13 protein-coding genes are annotated in these 18577 nt (G+C 44.7%); 4 read left to right on the top strand and 9 right to left on the bottom strand.

All coding sequences use genetic code 11. From position 1 onward, the window contains the following. Positions 1–355: 355 nt before the first annotated feature. The 5 genes from nhaA to WJM94_RS00975 all read right to left on the bottom strand — a co-directional run bounded on the left by nhaA (position 356) and on the right by WJM94_RS00975 (position 7657). Complete coding sequence (nhaA, locus tag WJM94_RS00995) at positions 356–1507, bottom strand: Na+/H+ antiporter NhaA (RefSeq protein ID WP_444492377.1); 1152 nt, start codon at positions 1505–1507, stop codon at positions 356–358. Positions 1508–1858: 351 nt separating this feature from the next. Continuing rightward, on the bottom strand, positions 1859–2980 hold the full coding sequence (locus tag WJM94_RS00990) for a lipocalin-like domain-containing protein (RefSeq protein ID WP_444492376.1): 1122 nt from the start codon (positions 2978–2980) through the stop codon (positions 1859–1861). Further along, the gene (locus WJM94_RS00985; RefSeq protein WP_444492375.1) at positions 2980–5433 is read right to left on the bottom strand and encodes an FtsX-like permease family protein; all 2454 of its coding nucleotides are present in this window, start codon (positions 5431–5433) and stop codon (positions 2980–2982) included. The genes WJM94_RS00990 and WJM94_RS00985 overlap by 1 nt, the downstream gene beginning before the upstream one ends. Next, on the bottom strand, positions 5414–6085 hold the full coding sequence (locus WJM94_RS00980; protein ID WP_444492374.1) for an ABC transporter ATP-binding protein: 672 nt from the start codon (positions 6083–6085) through the stop codon (positions 5414–5416). The genes WJM94_RS00985 and WJM94_RS00980 overlap by 20 nt, the downstream gene beginning before the upstream one ends. A gap of 195 nt (positions 6086–6280) precedes the next feature. Continuing rightward, positions 6281–7657 (bottom strand): MATE family efflux transporter, encoded by a 1377-nt coding sequence (locus WJM94_RS00975; RefSeq protein WP_444492373.1) that lies wholly within the window; start codon positions 7655–7657, stop codon positions 6281–6283. 94 nt (positions 7658–7751) lie between these two features. Here WJM94_RS00975 and WJM94_RS00970 point away from each other — a divergent pair, with 94 nt between their 5' ends. Continuing rightward, positions 7752–9233 carry a DUF2867 domain-containing protein gene (locus tag WJM94_RS00970; RefSeq protein ID WP_444492372.1) on the top strand — a complete coding sequence of 494 codons (1482 nt, stop codon included), beginning with the start codon at positions 7752–7754 and terminating at the stop codon, positions 9231–9233. A gap of 6 nt (positions 9234–9239) precedes the next feature. Here WJM94_RS00970 and WJM94_RS00965 read toward each other — a convergent pair whose 3' ends face one another. Continuing rightward, on the bottom strand, positions 9240–9833 hold the full coding sequence (locus tag WJM94_RS00965; protein WP_444492371.1) for a NapC/NirT family cytochrome c: 594 nt from the start codon (positions 9831–9833) through the stop codon (positions 9240–9242). Positions 9834–9863: 30 nt separating this feature from the next. Further along, entirely contained in the window at positions 9864–10487 is a 624-nt protein-coding gene (locus tag WJM94_RS00960; RefSeq protein ID WP_444492370.1) for a c-type cytochrome, read from the bottom strand. A gap of 570 nt (positions 10488–11057) precedes the next feature. On the opposite strand from WJM94_RS00960, the gene WJM94_RS00955 reads away from it, so the two are divergent. Genes WJM94_RS00955 through WJM94_RS00945 form a run of 3 tightly spaced genes read left to right on the top strand, consistent with a single transcriptional unit; the run spans position 11058 to position 16355 of the window. Continuing rightward, on the top strand, positions 11058–13322 hold the full coding sequence (locus WJM94_RS00955) for an OmcA/MtrC family decaheme c-type cytochrome (protein WP_444492369.1): 2265 nt from the start codon (positions 11058–11060) through the stop codon (positions 13320–13322). A gap of 53 nt (positions 13323–13375) precedes the next feature. After that, on the top strand, positions 13376–14362 hold the full coding sequence (locus WJM94_RS00950; protein WP_444492368.1) for a DmsE family decaheme c-type cytochrome: 987 nt from the start codon (positions 13376–13378) through the stop codon (positions 14360–14362). A 10-nt stretch (positions 14363–14372) separates the two neighbouring features. Continuing rightward, positions 14373–16355, top strand: coding sequence for an MtrB/PioB family decaheme-associated outer membrane protein (locus WJM94_RS00945; RefSeq protein ID WP_444492367.1), 1983 nt, complete (start codon positions 14373–14375; stop codon positions 16353–16355). 78 nt (positions 16356–16433) lie between these two features. Here WJM94_RS00945 and WJM94_RS00940 read toward each other — a convergent pair whose 3' ends face one another. Together WJM94_RS00940 and WJM94_RS00935 are read right to left on the bottom strand one after the other, a co-directional pair. Further along, positions 16434–17093, bottom strand: a complete 660-nt coding sequence (locus tag WJM94_RS00940; protein WP_444492366.1) for a DUF2913 family protein — start codon at positions 17091–17093, stop codon at positions 16434–16436. Further along, on the bottom strand, positions 17093–18295 hold the full coding sequence (locus tag WJM94_RS00935) for a Bcr/CflA family multidrug efflux MFS transporter (RefSeq protein WP_444492365.1): 1203 nt from the start codon (positions 18293–18295) through the stop codon (positions 17093–17095). Before WJM94_RS00935 ends, WJM94_RS00940 begins: the two co-directional genes overlap by 1 nt. Positions 18296–18577 lie beyond the last annotated feature (282 nt).

The raw sequence follows: 18577 nt of genomic DNA, 5'->3' as shown, positions 1-18577 counted from the left end.
CACTCCTCTGCCACATGCGTGTTTGTTTTGTTTGGCTTAAAAGTTTTCTCTGTTCGATAAACAATGATTGCGATTTACCAATTAAAAACAGGAAAAATATTTTTGAAAAAATGGAACTGATTGAAAAAAGCTCGGTCTGAATAATTGTAACAACTAGGGCATTTTAAGTTTCACTGGCCGTCAAACTTTTCTATCTGATTGTTACGTTGCTGCTTTTTTCTTATTAACTCCTATGTTTGTATCCGCCCAGTCAACTTTTCGACTGGGCTTTTTTTCACCTAAAATTCACGCTTTACCTTGCAGCCAGACATAAAAAAACCTCCCTGCGCGGGAGGTTTTTTGTGTAATCAGCTTATTACGCATGTGCCTTTTTCGGCAAAGAAAGGTGCAATAATATATAGCCAAGTATTGCTGCTGTTGTTGAACCCATCAGGATGCCAAGTCTAGCGTAGGTATCGAACTCTGGACTCACATTTCCGAACGCCAGAGATGAGATAAAAATAGACATAGTAAAGCCAATACCACAAAGCACTGATACCGCGAAGATATGTTTAAAGCTTATACCTTCAGGCAACTTCGCTACACCCAATTTTACTGCCGCCCAACTGAAAGTGAAGATACCTAGAGGCTTACCAATCAACAAGCCAAGAGCAATACCTAGTGGCAGCATTGAAGTTAGGCCTGATAAAGATACACCCTGGAGCGAGATACCTGCATTTGCAAAAGCAAACAAAGGAAGAATACCAAACGCTACATATGGATGAAGTGCGTGTTCCATATGCTTAAGTGGTGAGTGCTCGCCAGACTTGCCTTGAAGTGGTATTGCAAAACCGATTACAACACCAGCCAGTGTCGCATGAACTCCGGATTTCAGCACTGCAAGCCAAAGAATTGCACCTACTATCATGTATGGTGTCAGTTTGGTCACTTTCTTGGCATTTAGCATAAACAGAATGCCTGTCATAACGAAACCAACCAATAATGCCATTGTTGACAGATCACCAGTGTAAAACAGAGCAATGATGACAACGACGCCTAAGTCATCGATGATAGCAAGAGCCAAAAGGAATACTTTTAGACTTACTGGGACGCGCTTACCCAGAAGCGCCATGATACCCAATGCGAAGGCGATGTCGGTTGCTGCTGGAATTGCCCATCCAGAAATAGCCTCTGCGTCACTCGCATTAAATGCAACATAAATAAGCGCGGGTGCCAACATACCGCCCACAGCGGCAATTGCCGGGAAGATTGCGGTTTCTTTTGACTTCAGCGCGCCTTCAAGTAACTCTCGTTTAACTTCAAGGCCAATTAGTAGGAAAAACACAGCCATCAGGCCGTCATTGATCCAGTGAGATACTGACATACCAAAAATATAAGTATGCAGAATAGATTGATAAGTTTCGCCCATAGGAGTGTTTGCAATGGTCATCGCAATCGCTGCAGCAATCACGAGAAGAATGCCTCCTGCGGATTCCATTTTGAAAAAGTCACGAATGGCATCGTTCATACATTAACCCTTATATTTATTATCTTAATAAACGATCAACAAAGAATGATTAGAGTGTATAGCCGTCGAAAACTTTAGAATAATCGCTTGTTCAGAGTATAAACTTCGTTATTTCCGATAATTCATTCGCAACACATCGTATTTTCCATCAATAACTTTATGGTTATTACGACTAATTGCATATCACTTCTTCGCTATTTATTAATAAGTATTACTCACAATTCAGCATAACATGATTAAAATACTTATGATAAACACTGGGAATCATCATATGTATATCAAGCTACAGGTACAAAAAAGCCACCTTAACGGTGGCTGGAAAAATAAAAACGCGTGGCCGCTGATTGAAAGCTAATAGCCTGTCAATTGCATAAATCCCCAAGCTTCGTTAGAGCCGTAAGCAGTCATTGGCCCTTCCCAATAAGGGATGACAAACGGAAGCCACATATTTGAGTTAGCAACACGGGTCGTCAAGTTTATGTTCTGCCCAGGGACATTAATTAGCCACTGCAACGGAAGTCGTTTTCCGTTAGATAAACGGGTCACATGTATTGGTTTAATCGTCATATCTTTATCGGTCAGGCTTATCACTTTGCCAGAACGTGTTGATAAGGTTCCAAAAATATGCGGCACTTGACCTAAATGACGATAGCGACTGACGGTCAGCGCTCTTCCGTCATCTAAATTAAAGATGAACCAATCCCAGCCTTGCTGACCTTCTCCGATTAAACCGCTACCCCACTCTTTTTGAGTCCAAGCCGAACCTGATACGGTAATGCGTTGTCCATCGATATTCAAAGTACCTTTCACATTCAGGAAAGGTGCACTAAAACTAAATGAAGCCACTGATTGCAAAGCGTGTTTGACCTGAAAGCCTCCATCCCCGTTAACAACGAAAGGCCCGCTTGTTTGTGTATTAAGGTCAAGACTGAACGTATCCGTAGCCACATTCAGTTTGCCGGGAAACGGGGTTGTTCCAAGCGATCGCCAGTTCCAATTATCAATCCAAAGGCTAAATGGGCGGTTTTGCATGCCAGCCTGACCAATGCCTCCACGTGCGACACGCTGCTCTTTCCATACATGTGAGCCATGGCTAATAACAATGTGTGATACGTACAACTGCGGATTTTGCCAACCATTCGTTTCACGTTCATCCGTCGCAACTCGGAAGTAACTCCACTGAACGTTATAGGTCTCGCCGCTCTCATCCGTTAACTTAGCGAAGTAGTTCCACCACTCATGTTGATAATTCGGATGAAACTTAAAGTCTGCTGGCAATGATACGTGTTCATTCGGCAAAACTGGCTCGAAGATAGTTTTGTTTTCTCTGGTAAGAATCGAGTTAATTTCACTTTCTTGAGTAGGTGTTTCGTCTGACCAAAACACTGAGTAAACCAACCCCATCAAACCGAAAACAACCACAAGGACCAACACCAACAATAAGAAGCGTTTTTTGGAACTCATTTTTTTCACTACAACGCATCCCTCAATGACTTCATTGGCGTACTTTTGATCATTCTTATTACAGGCAAAGCACCAGCAACCATAATGGCTAACATTGCCCAAGCAATTGTCTTAGCGTATTCCCACGGAATTATTTGCAACTCCAGCGACCAACCAAAAGATTGTCTGATAATGATATCCACAATTAAATGAGCTAACGCGAGGCCTAGCGGTACTGCAACCATTGCCGAAATGGCACCAAACGCAAACAGTTGAAGACCACCGAGCATGACTAACTCTTTCCCAGACACACCCATGCATCTTAGTAATGAGAAGTGACGCTGACGAGAAAGCTCTCCGGCTAATGTCGCAAAGAATAAACCGAAAACAGCAATGATAAGCGTGATGTTACCCAGCGTACCAGCGATGGCAAACGTATGATCAAAGACACGCATCGCCTGGTTATAAATGTTGCTGTTATCAAACACACGATCCTGAGGTAACCGGAATACATTTTCCAATCTGCTCTTTAACCCATCGCTATTCACATTATCAGCGAGCACTACACCTAACCCAACGTTGCCGGTTCCTGCAAAAGCGTACAGCCAATTTCGGTGCGACATCATGACCTGATTATATGGATTACCATAATCATAATAGACACCAGCAACTTGCCACCCTTCTCCAAGAGGTGCTTGAAGATCAATAACATCCCCTGGTCGAATATTGAGCTTTAATGCCATGGACTCACTGACCATCAGGCTTTTTACATTATGTAGTTGATACCAGTAATTAATTACGCCTAACTTCACGGTTAAAGAATCAAGTTCGCCTTCAGAAGCACCAGTACTTACAACTTGCAGAGCGCCCTTATCTGTAGAAATGTCTTTTTCCCATCGCCACCACACTGCCTCTACTTCAGGCTGCTGCTGCAACCAGTTACTCATACGCGCTGCATTGTTGTTGTTCGGATAAATATAGATATCTGCTGCCAAACGTTGGTTAAGCCACTTGTCAGTCGTGTCTCTGAAACTACCCACCATGGTTTCAACACCGATGTTTGCCGCCAGAGCAAGCATAAATGCCATGGTCGCTACTCCACGATAACTCATGCTGGCCGCAGCATCAGCAAAGAACCATCGCACACGAACCCAACGTAACGAATAGGAAAAGCTCTGAAATACATGCCACATAATAAACGGCATCAGTAGTGCGACACTTATCATCATCAGAGCAATAATAGTAAAGCCAATTTCCTGTGTTTTAGGCGCTTGATAAACAGCAATAGCGGCGACACAAAAAGCACAAGCTGCAAGTGCTTGCCAAGAGAACTCACTACCGGCAAAACGCATCAGTGACAAACGGGACGAAAGTCGAATTGGCTGCGACTTGAGCAAGCGGATTAATGGCCATAGACAAGATATCAGAGCGCCCATTGCCGACATAACTAAGCTGTATGCACTCGACTTCCACGACCACCCTATCGATAAACCGACATTTGCATCATATAAATCGCTTAAACTCGATGAAACAGTCGGAATCAACTCATTGGCTAATATAACTCCGAAGAAGTTTCCGCATGCCCATGCAACAAGGACTAGAATAGTTAGCTCAAGTAGAATGGCTTGTGCCAATTGTGTACCGCTTACACCAGCTTGACGCAAAATGCCCACTAGTCGCTGACGCTGAATGAGCGATAACGACATGGCTTGATAGAAAATAAATAAACCGACCAAAAACGACAGCATCCCCATTGCAGTCAAATTCATATGGAATGCTTTTGTCAGCGACTCTAACTCGTTGCGTGTATTGCGAGTCAGCGTCATACCGTTTGGCAATATTTTCTTTAACGCTGACAGTTTCTCTTCAGACATTTCGCCACATAAAATCGAGGATAAGCCAGAGCTGCGCTTTAACATACGCAATAGCGAAATATCAGTGATCATCCTTGTGCCTGAAAGCAGGTTATCCTGATCGACCTGAACTGGCCCCAAACGGCTACCGTCTCTCATTTCGATAAAGTCACCGTCTTGCCATCCCATGTAAGATGCCAAATCTTGGCTCATCAGAATAGGGTATGGTGGCTTCATTAATGATAGAACTGGCATCTCCCCCAACGATTTACCTTGTTGTAAGGGAATCATCGCAACAGGATCAATACCTACTAGCATCAGGTTCATGTCTGTTTTTGTGTCCAGATGAAGCACGTCAAACGGGGCACATTGATTAAAACCAGCACGACGAAGTTGAATATAGAAGCCTTGAGGTACCTTATTGGCAGAATGCTTAGTGCTGATTCGGTATGGCAAAGGGTTAGAGAAAAGTTTCTCACCAGTCGCATAGCTCTGTTTCGCATGCTGGTTAATTGAAGTAACACCAACAAGAAGGGATACGCCTAAGGTTAAACCTAACCAGACGAGAATAATTTGTAGTGGGTAACGACGGTAATGACCGAGTAGTGCCTTAACTACGGGCCATAACATGCAGCTGTCCCCCTTGAAGTCGAATTTTTCCTTCCATGTGATCTGCCACTTTCTCACTGTGCGTGACCAGAAGCAAAGTACAATTCAGTTGGCGTGCCAAAGTAGTTAGCAGACGCATCACGGCTTCCGCGTTACGTTCATCTAGACTTCCGGTAGGTTCATCAGCCAAAAGAATCTGCGGTTCCATATATAGCGCACGAGCGATCGCGGCACGTTGCTGCTGACCACCTGAGACTTCTTCAGGATAGCGACCAAGGAGTGGCATTAAATCTAGAGCGGAAAGGATTTGGCGCCACAAACCTTTATCTTCAGGCAAGCCTTTTAGCTGGCGACAAAAACGAATGTTATCGGCAATGTTCAAAGTAGGAAGGAGGTTAAATTGCTGGAAAATATTACCGATATTATTGCGACGATAGAGTGTCCTTAAATGTTCTGGAGCATCATGCATCGAAAAACCGACAAATTGAATTTCCCCAGAATCAACAGTATCGAGTCCTGCAATCAGGTTAAGCAAGGTACTCTTTCCGGAGCCACTTTCCCCCATCAAAGCGATTTGCTCACCGCGCTGTAATGTTAATTCTGCCCCTTGTAAAACAGGGTGAAACTCTCCCCCATCTACATAGCCTTTACATAGGTCTGACAGTCTTAACATTAATCTAGTCGCTCAACAGGTATTTAAAATTGGGATCAGAATCTACACTAAAATCCGACCAGTAGGAAGTATTTTGAATACTAGATCACATTATCAAACCGCTAATGCAACTCGATTCACTATCTGAATAAGTTTTTGTTGAAATTGAAAGCAATTTCCTATCGAGAATGCTTACTGTCCATCTTAGAAATGTCATCAACTTCCAATCAGGTTTTTCATCCATTTTTTACTTTTCATCCGAGGTAAAGAAATAGCCCATTTCACTACCTCTTCAGTCAAAAATAACAAATACACCCACTGCGGCTCCCAGCCAAGATGAATGGCAGCAAAAGCCGCAAGAGGGATACCAATCACCCACTGAGCAATCACGTCCTGATATAAGCAGAATTTAACATCACCACCAGCGCGCAAAACCCCAACAATGACCATCATCGGAATAGAACGCAACACGACACCGATAGCCAGAATCATCATGAATTGTTCTGACAACTGACGCGTCTCAGGCGTCAACGCACTAAACGCATTAAGAATCCATTGGTTTGAAACCAACAACAGCAAGGCAACCATCAATGCGATCACCACATTCAAAATCACCGTTGCCCACGCCTGATAATAAACTGGCTCAAAATTCTTTGCGCCTAGCTGGTTGCCCACTAAAACTGCCGCAGCATTAGATAATCCGATCATCATTGCCAAAGCTATCGACTCTACTGGCGTCATAACGGAAAGCGCCGCTAGCCCTTGAACGCCCGCCTGTCCCATAATCGCGTGGTATACAAATAGCCCGCCTGCCCATGCCAAAAAGTTAAATGTTGTCGGTAAAGACAGGCTTAGAAATCGTGTTACTTTCTCCAGCATCAGACCGGCGCGGATATCATTCCAGCCGAAAGCGAGGATGTGTTTCTTGTGCCATAAATAACCGAACAAACAGCCGACTTCGATGGCACCACTGATTACTGTCGCAATAGCTGCACCTGTAATTCCAAGCGCGGGAAAGCCTAAGTGACCGAAAATCAGCACCCAGTTTAAGAAGACGTTCGATACAATACCAATACCACTGAAGAAAGTGCTTAAACCTGGCTGATGCATCGCCCGGAGGCCGACCGCCATGCTGGCGACACAGGCAACAGCAAACATACTGGCAGACGACGCAACCAAGTAGTTGGCTCCTAAATCAATCACCTCTTGGGAATCCGTGGTTAAACTCATAATAGGCTGTGGAAAGACCACAAACAAGAAAACGGCCATCGCCGCAAACACCATTGATATCACCCACGTCAAAGATGTGCTTTCCCGTACGCCAGCTTTGTCGCCGGCTCCCCAATATTGAGCAGTTAATAGTGCGCCGCCCGTTGTAACGCCTACTAACATAATTGTCGTGACAAATGTTGCTCGTGCTGCAACACCAACCGCGGCAATTTCGGCTTCACCAAGCTGACCTAACATTAGAACATCGACCAAGCTGCGGCTTGAAAACATTATGCTTTGTAAGGTGATAGGAAGCGCTATAGCAAATAAACGGCGCAAAAATGCTTTATCTGCGTGAATTGAGAGTTGAGAGAGAAAAGTCACAAGCACTCCAACGACAACTTATTGATAGAATGGGGAAAGTGTCTCATGATTATACCCAGTGGCGATGATTCCACCAGTAATAAAAGGACAGAGAATGAAAAAGGTGTTGGTACTTGGCGCGTCTGGCTACATTGGCTCACAACTTCTCCCTTTACTTTTAGATAAAGGTTACAATGTCACGGCCGCTGCAAGACACATTGATTATCTTGAATCGCGAACCCGCCCTCACCCAAACCTGACTCTGACTTATCTTGACTTGGCTGATGCTGAAGCAACCGTATCTGTCGTTAATGATTTCGATTTAGTGTTCTTTCTGGTCCATGGTATGGCTGAAGGGCATGATTTTGTTGAATATGAGTTACACCTTGCCTTGAATTTTAAGAGTGCGTTAGAGAAAAGCCGAGTCAAGCACGTCATCTATCTGAGTGCTATCCAGCCTCAAACGGGGAATTCACGCCATTTAGAAGCTCGAAAAGCGACGGGAAAGCTCATACGTCAGTCAGGCGTGCCTGTAACGGAATTGCGTGCAGGAGTGATTATTGGTCCGGGCTCTGCTGCATTCGAAATAATGCGAGACTTTGTTTACAACCTACCAATACTAGTGACGCCGAAATGGGTCGACTCCAAGGCCAATCCAATCGCTCTGCCTAATCTCAATCACTATTTGCTCAAACTTGCTGCTGATTCGCCACCATCGGAGAGTCAAATTTATGATGTTGGTGGACCCGATACACTCAGTTATCGAGAACAATTCCAGGTTATTTGTAAGGTAGTCAACAAACCTTATCGATTGTGGTCTACCCCATTACTTACACCCCAAATGGCATCTCACTGGCTCGGGATGATTACCTCCGTACCAGCAAACATAGGCAAAGCACTACTTGCTGGTCTTGAACATGACTATATTGCGGACTCCACATCGATAGAAGAACGATTTCCTCAGCAGATGATTAGCTATGAACAGGCTGTGAACGATGCGATCGCGACAGAGGGAACCTTTGTTCGTAGCAATGTCTGGGGCTTTGAGCCAGCAGCACTACAACGTTGGCAACCCGGGTACGGTTATTTCCCCAAACAAGCTGGCGCAAAGATTAGAACTAAAGCATCGGCAGAATCGTTGTGGAAAGTTGCGCAAAAAATTGGCAGTCAGGAGAAAGGCTATTACTTCGCTAATATTTTATGGCGCACGCGCGAGTGGCTTGATATTTTTTTCGGCGGAGGGAAACCAGTCAGAGTATCACCTCCAGGTCCGGAACTTAAAGTTGGTGACTTCATTGACTCATGGAAAGTCATTCGATGTGAAGAAAACCAGTTCCTCTCACTATTTTTCGGAATGAAAGGACCTGGTCTTGGGCGTTTGGAAATTACAATCAAAGATGAAGGTGAAGAAAGAGAACTAGACATCACTGCTTGGTGGCATCCACAGGGATTTTTGGGCCTTCTCTATTGGTTCGCCATGATGCCTGCCCACCTATTTATATTCAACGGAATGGTTAAGGCGATGACAAACCAAGCAGAAAAGAACCAAACTCAGTCTGTGACCCAAACAGCGGAAAACGAAAGTGCCTCAAATTGAGAAAATTCAGTTCAACACTGCAGAAATCTCAACAGGTTCTTCTTCTGCTTTTTCCTCCGGCAACTTATGTGCAATCCCGGCATGGCAATCAATACAAGATTGCCCTCTGGAATCCATCATCTGATGTCGACGAGCGGTTGTCCGACCTTGCGCTTCGAAATCCATTCTATCGACTTGATGGCAGTACTTACACTGCTTAGATTTCTCAGCAACAAACTGCTCAGTGACTATCGCCGCCAGTCTCGGTCTGTGTTCGGACTCAAAGTTTTCCAGCGTAATGTCTCCTTTTAGCTTGTGGAAGATATCGGCAGTCGCGGTTATCTTGACCAGCATTTTAGGAATAAATTCACGTGGAACGTGACAGTCACTACAAGTCGCGGCAATCACGCCTTTTGAGTTATTGAAGTGAATAGATTCTTGATATTCTTCAACAATCGTATCCATACCTATGTGACATCCAAAACAAAAGTCGTTGGTATTTGAAAAGTTCATTACGCCATGAAAAGTACCTAGCGCAGCCACGCCCAAAATAAACGCGACCACGCCACCGAGGGGAATACCGAGCATCCATTTCTTGTTTGGTCGACTCCACCATCCCATATAGTTCGCCTCATTTTGTCAGAGATTGAGTTATTTGAAACTTGCGTAGTATTCAGACAGTGCAACTAAATCATCACCACTCAAACCTTTGATAGCCGCATCCATTTTCTTATCTACAGAACGTGTACCACTATGGAATTGCTTTAACGTCGTTAACAAGTAGCCTTTTTGCTGACCAGCCAAAATAGAAGTTTCATCCATAGGGTCACTGCCGCCTTCCACATGGCAGCTGTCACAGTTTTTCTCATGAATCATCTTCCCTTTGTCAGCAAGGGACTGATCAAAACTTTGCTTAGCACGGACAAATTCAAGCTGTGAGTAGTGGGCTGCCAGTTCCTCAACTTCTTCTTCAGAAAGTCCTTTAACAATGGTCGCCATGTCGCCACTCTTACTGGTGTCGCCGTACACATGCTTAATCGATTCTGCAGGTCTTCCTTCTCCATATTTCAGCATCTGATCAACGAAGTTAAATTCCGGAAGACCAGCGATTGTAGGAATATTCGTATTTTGGGACACACCGCCCGGGCCATGACACGCTTCACATTCTAAACGCTCAATCAGTTCCGGCGCTGAAGCTTGAACAGCTGAAACGAGAAGAAAATTTGTTGTAATCAACGCCAAAGCTTGGGTCATTTTTGTCAAAGAAGAACACATAGGCTGCAATTCCTAAATTTAAAGATCTACAAACCGAGATAAGAGGAAAGCGGTGTTACAAATCAGAAAACTACTGAGCAAAAAGGCCTTAATGTTGCTGTCATCACCCATCAATTAGCAAATAAGGGGCTACCTTTTTATGCGCATTTTCCATAACAACCAGACCAAACCAACATCTCATTCACATACAACTTACATCGTAGACCAAGCTTTTGAAATTTGCAGATATTACAAAAGGGAATATTAACCACTATCATGATAAGTCATTGTTATTTATAAAAAAACAATAAACCCATAACATTCAAAGCTTTGAGCGTTATCACAAGAGCAAAAAAACCCTTCATATAGAAGGGTGAAGCACATTTATTGTGTCTATACTCATATCAACCAGTGGTAGAGTGGGCTGTAACATTTCCTTCATATTCCCCCACTCTTTCAATTGTATAATTTACAAGAAGAATGCAAGTCGTTTTATAACCGTCCTTTATATCCAAGGACAAAACACTCAATAAGTTGTATCTAACCAGTCCCACTTTTATTTATATCTATTAGGTGAAAGCGAGAGGGAAAATGAACAATATAAAATCACTAATCATAACAACCCTTGCCATATTAATGGCTGCATGTGGTCCAAGCGGCAAAAATGATCAAAACACTCCTCCGCCAGATGTGAGTTCATTCAGCGTGGAAGTTGAAACTCCGATGCTAATGGCCTCCGAAAGTGGTACTGAAACAAAGTTGGTGGTTGACTTTAAAGTCTTAGACGGTGCCGGACGCGACTACACGTTCGACACTGATAAAGATTTTCGAATCGCCGTGTTAAAAGCAATGCCAGCTCGCAGCGACGTTGACGATACCAGCGATCCCGCGTACGCCTTCAACGGTCGTAACGGTAATACCTTCTGGAAGAGTTTCCACCACTCTAGTAACGACTCAAGCAACCGTGCTTCAATGGAAAGTGTTTGGGATGGTGATCTAGAGAAGACTGACGACGGCTATCGATATACCTTTGCTATTACTGACATTTTGAAGGTAGCCGATCCTTATCCGGCAGATTCTGCGGATAATGGAGGATACATCAGTTGGGACGAGGATAAGTTACACCGAATCGTTTTCGCTTATGGCGACCAAGAAGTCGGTTTTACGAATGTCTATGAGTGGGTACCTGGAACCAGCTCCGAGGACACCGTTTCGAGAAATGTTATTGAAGACGGGACCTGTGCAAATTGTCATATGAACGAACCACTTCATCACGGTCCGGGTTATCGTTCAATAGATAACAACATTGCAGTATGTACTTCTTGTCACAACGACAGTAACCCTGGCGCTGCACCTGGTCGTCGACCACTTGCTGCTGTCGTACACCAATACCACGGTAATGTGTTCGCACTTGGTAGTGACAGAAACGATCTTACTACCTACAAACAACCAGTTGATGAAAACGGAGCTTTGGTTACCGACATAAATGGTCTGGTTGTAGAAGGCAGTCCTTTCCCACAAGACATTCGTAACTGTACTACATGTCACTCGAGCGATACCACTAAGGCATCGGATGCAAACAACTGGTTTGAACATCCAACCCAAGTCGCTTGTGAAACATGTCACTTGTTCCGTGATCGTGGAGCCCATGCGAACCAAGTGGGTACGGCGTGGATTCGAGACGGTTCTCCTCAAAACACCTGTACTGGCTGCCATCGCCCTTATGAGCGTGACGAAAACGGTGACCCTATTATTGGTGAAGATGCAAGTAGAAGCGCCAAAACGGTTCACATGACACGTCTGGCAAATCTTTCAACCGCAAGAGACACGTTGGATATAGAAATCGTACAGGCTCGATTCGCTGATGACAGCTTCGAAATTCAAGTACGTGTCAAAAAAGACGGTACAGGCGTAAGTACCTTGGATGAAGTCACTCAATATATCAACTCACCTGGGCATATGAACCTCCTTTTAAACTGGGATGATGGCGAAGGTCCAATGCTTGCTAACAACGAGCTTGATATGAGTGAAGATGGTACGGTTGGAGATGGCTGTGTTGCTGAAGGCGATGGCCTGTTTACCTGTCAAAAAGACTTCAGTGCTTCTTCTATTAAACCAGGTTCCACATCCAAACTAACAGTTAACATTGCAGACATGCCACTTTGTGCAGACAGAAAAGAAGCAATGCTAAGTGCGTGTGTCAACTTTACTGGCATTGATTTAATCAAATACCCGTTTGTGGTCGCAGCAAATAATGCGTCTGGTGCGTTTGGTATTGGTGGCGTTGCAGTTTCACACAAACTCCCTGTCGGTGCGGACATCGATAGTTGTAACGACTGTCACAAAGAGTTGACCATACACAAACTTGGCGATCACCCACATGCTGCGACAGACTTCCAGCAATGTAAAAACTGCCACAACTCAGAGCGTTCTGCCTTCTACCCAGGCATGGCTGCAGATCTGAAATACCACGTGCACTCGTATCACGCTTTTGGCCCTGCTCGCAGTGGGGAGTCACCTTTCCCAGGTGCAATCAACAACTGTGAAGCTTGTCATACCAGCTCGCAATTCAACCTGCCGAGCCAGCAAAATACGCGTCCTTCACTTGCTAGCGGTAAGTACTTCAGTCCTACACTGGTCGCTTGTGGGGCATGCCACATCGAATCGTCATTGGCCAATGCAGACCCAGAAACGGTTGCAGGTGATGCAATACTGAGCCACATGCTGAATAACGGCGCGGTCTTTGGTGCTGACACTGCTGAAGAGGCAATGGGTTCTGAGCAATGCTCGACATGTCATGCTATCGGGCAGTCTCAAGGCGTAGATAAGGTTCACAAGGTATATGACTACCGTTGAAAACGTCATTGATCATAAGTAATTGACGATTAAGGATGAAAAAAGGAATTGTTATGAAAGCAATTATTCAGCGGTGGTTGGTGGTTTTAATACTCGGGTTGGGGGTGATTTCTTCGGTATATTCCGAAGACGTTACCGAACCCGAAGCTGAAACTGAAACAGCGACGTTAACGAGAGAAGAGATAGAAACTATTCTGGATACGAAGTTTTCTGAAGGGAAATACTCACGCCGTGGTCCAGATGGTTGTCTTCGATGCCATGATGATACGTCAGACAAACCAGCAACGGGTATCTTCGATAATATCCATGGTAAGTCTGCCAACATTCACGGACCAATGAGTGACAAACAGTGTGAGGCGTGCCACGGCCCTGCGAATAACCATGAACGTAATCCTCGCAAGGGACAAGCTCGTGAACCGATGATCACATTTGGTCCTAACTCTCCTGTTCCGGTAGAGAAGCAAAATAGTGTGTGTTTGTCTTGTCACCAAGATGCGAAACGCTCTACCTGGCACAGCAGTGAGCATGCTTTTGAAGGTCTCTCCTGCACGAGCTGTCACCAGCTGCATCAAAAAGATGACCCTATGATGGTGGCTGAGCTACAAGCGGATAAATGTACGGATTGTCACGTAAAAACTAAATCTGACATTCATAAACGCAGTAGTCATCCGGTACTTGATGGTGTGATGACCTGTTCTAATTGTCATAACCCACATCAGACATTAAATGAGTCCAGCTTAAATTGGTCGTCTATTAATGACACTTGTTTCGAGTGCCATGCTGAAAAACGCGGCCCAAATTTATGGGAACATGAACCCGTTACTGAGGATTGTACAACCTGTCACTCGCCTCATGGCTCGGTCAATAAAGCAATGCTAAATAAACGCTTACCGATGCTTTGTCAGGAGTGTCACCGCGTTCCGCACGCAAACGTTGCGATGCCTGAAAATGATTTGAAGGTTCGTGGCGGAAGCTGTCTGAACTGTCATACTCAAGTACATGGCTCTAATCACCCACGCGGCCAGACATTAAGATATTAAGGAGGGTGGCATGAAACTATCAAAAATCAGTATTGCTGTTTCCCTTGCTTTGTCGTTACAAGTTCAGGCAGATGATTACTCACTCCAACGTGCCCAGGAGGTCGATACGAGCCGTTGGAGCTGTAGCGAATGCAGCAGTGATGGCTTATGGGGTGGCGAAGTTAGCGTGGGTGTCGGTTACCTTGATAATGACGGTTCAACAAGGTTTTACAACTGGAACCCACCGATTCATGGCACAACCTCAGACAACAAACATCTGAATGGCAGCTTAAATGCAGATATTGAGCGCTATGAAGATGAAGGATTCTACAATCGTTTACTTATTGAAGATCTGGGGTTACAGCGCTTCTTGCTTCAATGGGAAATCGGAGAGTTTGACGGTTTTCGCTTAAAAACAAGTTACAGTGAAACGCCATACTACTGGAATCGCTCGTCCTTGAGTGCCTATCACGTTAGTGGTGATACACTCACTAGTGGCGATTTAACGAAATATGAGCACGAAGTGACGCGTGACACCTTCAAGTTTGAGCTCAAGTACACGCCGAAAACACCTTGGCAACCTTACGCATCCATGAAACATGAGCGTAAAGAAGGTACGACGTCACTATACTCGTCAACAATACCAGGTTACGGTAGTGGTCCCGGTTTTATTCCTAAGACAGTGGATCATGAGACACTGAATACCCAAGTGGGTGTTAGTTATATTGAAGATCTCTGGTTAGTCGATGTCGCCTATCGTGGTTCATTCTTCCGCAACGACATGTCTGCGCTCTATTATGGAGATGTTTCCAACCCTTATGCGAACCAACTTTCTTACGAGCCGGACAACGATTTCCATCAATTCGCTGTTTCGGGCAATTATCGATTGAACCAGCATACCTTTAATGGCCGGATTTTGTGGTCACAAGCTACCTCTGAGGGCGGTTTACTGCCATTTTCGTTAGCCCCTTCTAACTCGAACACATTTCACGGTGAGATGAACACTTGGCAAGTCAGCGCGGATTATCATAACAAGATATCGCGCAAAACGGCGTTAAAAGTCTCAGCTGACTACTCGGATAAGGACGATAAATCAGATAGACATGATGTCGTCGGCGCAACTCGGGAGAGCTATGACCGAACCAAAACAAAACTGGAAGCAACGGTAACGCACAACCTCAATCGCGATGTTAAAGTGAATGCCGGATACGACTACACCCACGACGAACGCGATTATGCTGATCGCAAGCGTACCGATGAGCAAAGTTTCTATGTGGGTGCTCGTTATCGTCCGGAAGCACTCTGGCAAGTGGGAGGTAAATTATCTTACTCCTTCCGCGATGGGTCATCCTGGCAGAACTCGAGCAGTGACTCTCCAAACTTACGCCAATACTACTTGGCCGATAAAGATCGTATCGAGTTAAGGGGTGACGGAAGTTACGACATATCTGATAACGTGCAACTTATCGGAGAAATCTGGTACGGCAATGATGATTATGACAAACCTGACATCGGCCTTAGCGAAGGTGAAGACTACGGATATGACCTGAGTGTTAACTTCAATCTGGCCGAGGGACTTAATGGGCATGTGTTCTACAACCAACAAATTATTCGCTCAGAGCAGCAACAAGCTAATTCAGACGTTGTTGGATGGGATCGTTACAAAACGAAACTTAAAGATGACGTAACCACTGTTGGCTTCGGGGTTAGTAAAGATGGACTTCTGGAAGATAAACTGTCACTTTCACTAGACTACAGCTATAGTCAGGCCGACAGTAAGACTTCAACCACATCTAGCGGCTATCAATATCCAGACAACGAATACAAGTCCTCACGCCTTGAAGCGGTGGCGGATTATGAAATTTCAGAGAACCAAAACGTTCAGCTCAATATTCGTTACGAGGATTACTCTGAAGACGATTACCTGTTCGATAACGAAGTTAGCAACATGGGTGATGTCCTACAAGACTATAACGGCATTTACGGCGGCGTTTATTGGAAATATCGTTTCTAGTATCCGCTGTAAATAACCTTACTTAAAAAGCATCAGACCCACATTGTGAATCTGATGCTTTTTCGTTTTTAAATCAATTTATGCTTGAAAGCTTAACGGGATCTCGGCCAATTGATTGCCTTCGTTTGCTGGGAAAATAAGGTACTCACCGTGGTATTTCACCATCGATTTGTAATCCGTCACCTTATGAACCATAAAGCCCGCTTGAGAAGCTTTTTCCACGAACTCAGCATGGTTGCCACGTACGAACCAACTCATTGGTTTAACAAGCAACTCACCATCAAAACAGCTTTCGCATTGTTCTGCGCACAGTGCTAACGAGTTTTGTCCTTCTGTAAATATTTGGACTTTTCCGCAGCCAATAAGTGGTTCAGATGTAGATACTTCCCAGCCAGCTTGCTCCATCACATCCAGAAATGCTTCGACATCAGAGTCTTTAATCACTTTCGCGTCTTCGCCTTCAGGGAAGAACTGAGCGTAATACGCTGAAATGCGTTTAAAAATAAATAGCAGGCCAGAGTCATTACCTTTCGAACGTCCCGCTTTTTGCCAGCGAGTAAGGTCATCCCCTACTACTCGGTCAAATCGTTGAGATTTCAAAGCTTTTGTTACCCAACGAACTAAATAATGGTTATTTGCAACCGGCGCATTGGCCAACTTACCAGAACGATGTTCCTGGTCTAAGTCAGCTAATGCGGAGTTAACCAGGTTTTGAATTTCTTTAGTGTAATTTGACATTACGCCTTTCTTCCTAAAGTCCAATAAAACAGTGCTGAAAGCACCGAACAAGCAAACATAACGATGATCATAGGCCATTCAACACCACTTGGCAGTGAAGCGACGAGAACACCAATCAATGACCCCATACCAAATCTGAGCGTACCAGCTAATGAAGAAGCGGTGCCTGCCATCGATGGATAGCCGCTCAGCAATAGTGCCATGGCATTACTACCGATCGTCGACAAGGTACCAATAAAGAGTACGACAAATGGTACGGTACCCCATAGGCCAAGCTCCATCAGCCAGCTGACAAATAGCCCTATCCCAGCTAATAACTGGATAGAGAGGCCAAAGCGAAGCATTGCATGCGAACCCACTTTTTTCACCACACGCCCGTTAATGCTGGTCATGATGATCATCGCCACAATATTCAATCCAAACAGGTAACCAAAGTAGTCTGGTCTTACACCATATAAATCGATATAGACAAACGACCCCGCAGTTAGGAAAGCAAACATACCTGAAAACGAGAACGCAGCGGAGAACATCAGACCCAGAGCTTTTGAGCTAGTAAATAAACGAGCGTAGTTTCTTAATGTTGTGCGTAAGTGCAGAGGCTGACGGTTTTCCGTTTTTAGCGTTTCAGGAATCTTCCAAAACACCAACATAATAACCACAGCGGCAAATATCGCTAACACCCAAAAGATGGATCGCCAGCCAAACCATATGGCCAAATGACCACCGATCATTGGGGCGACCAACGGTGCAATCGTTATAACCAGTGTGACAAATGACATCGCACGTGCAAAATCTTCCCGGTCAAACATATCGCGAACAACGGCCTGAATGATTACCGCAGCAGCAGCTCCGGCAAAGCCTTGTGCCGTACGAACATAAGTGAGGGCGTCAATACCATTTGTGGTTGCACTCACTACCGCCGCGAGACCAAAGAACAGTACCCCTAAAATGAGCACTGGTCTGCGACCAAAACTGTCTGAAAGCGGTCCGTGTATTAATTGTCCAATCGCAAAGCCCGCTGTATATGCCGTTAATGTAATTTGCACCGCACCAGGATCTACACCGAGATCTTTTGCAATCGCAGGCATCGCTGGTAGGTACATATCAATGGCAAGCGGAGTAAGTGCACCAATCGCCCCTAAAACAAGGAACAATAAAAAGGAGATATGGGATTGCGGCACACTTTGAACTTTTTCTGTCATTCTTTTACCTCTAGTTGTGGTCCTGCCATCGATATCCTGTATTGGGAAAAAGCGATGATTGATGCTTCTCGTATGTTTGAGTATAGAAACAAGGACGATTCCACATTCTCAATTTACAAGGCTCATAAGGACGAATGTATACCAAGACGCCCTAGACGAGCTCGACAAAGAAAAGTGCATAATTAGATTCATTCTCATTTACTGCCGAAGGTATTGGAACGAAAAATGGCGGAGCTTGCTCCACCAGATGTTCACTACAAACGGATGCGTTACGAGAAAAGT

The sequence above is a fragment of the Vibrio sp. YIC-376 genome (genome assembly GCF_052353105.1).
Taxonomy (GTDB): domain Bacteria; phylum Pseudomonadota; class Gammaproteobacteria; order Enterobacterales; family Vibrionaceae; genus Vibrio.
Note: the sequence above shows the minus strand (reverse complement) of the source record. Positions and strands in the feature narration are given on the sequence as shown.

Bases quoted from the DNA above. Each gene is read 5' to 3' on its own strand.
- WJM94_RS00950 (WP_444492368.1), top strand. From the start codon at position 13,376: ATGAAAGCAATTATTCAGCGGTGGTTGGTGGTTTTAATACTCGGGTTG.
- WJM94_RS00970 (WP_444492372.1), top strand. From the start codon at position 7,752: ATGAAAAAGGTGTTGGTACTTGGCGCGTCTGGCTACATTGGCTCACAA.
- WJM94_RS00965 (WP_444492371.1), bottom strand. From the start codon at position 9,833: ATGGGATGGTGGAGTCGACCAAACAAGAAATGGATGCTCGGTATTCCC.
- nhaA (WP_444492377.1), bottom strand. From the start codon at position 1,507: ATGAACGATGCCATTCGTGACTTTTTCAAAATGGAATCCGCAGGAGGC.
- WJM94_RS00955 (WP_444492369.1), top strand. From the start codon at position 11,058: ATGAACAATATAAAATCACTAATCATAACAACCCTTGCCATATTAATG.
- WJM94_RS00945 (WP_444492367.1), top strand. From the start codon at position 14,373: ATGAAACTATCAAAAATCAGTATTGCTGTTTCCCTTGCTTTGTCGTTA.
- WJM94_RS00980 (WP_444492374.1), bottom strand. From the start codon at position 6,085: ATGTTAAGACTGTCAGACCTATGTAAAGGCTATGTAGATGGGGGAGAG.
- WJM94_RS00940 (WP_444492366.1), bottom strand. From the start codon at position 17,093: ATGTCAAATTACACTAAAGAAATTCAAAACCTGGTTAACTCCGCATTA.
- WJM94_RS00985 (WP_444492375.1), bottom strand. From the start codon at position 5,433: ATGTTATGGCCCGTAGTTAAGGCACTACTCGGTCATTACCGTCGTTAC.
- WJM94_RS00935 (WP_444492365.1), bottom strand. From the start codon at position 18,295: ATGACAGAAAAAGTTCAAAGTGTGCCGCAATCCCATATCTCCTTTTTA.
- WJM94_RS00960 (WP_444492370.1), bottom strand. From the start codon at position 10,487: ATGTGTTCTTCTTTGACAAAAATGACCCAAGCTTTGGCGTTGATTACA.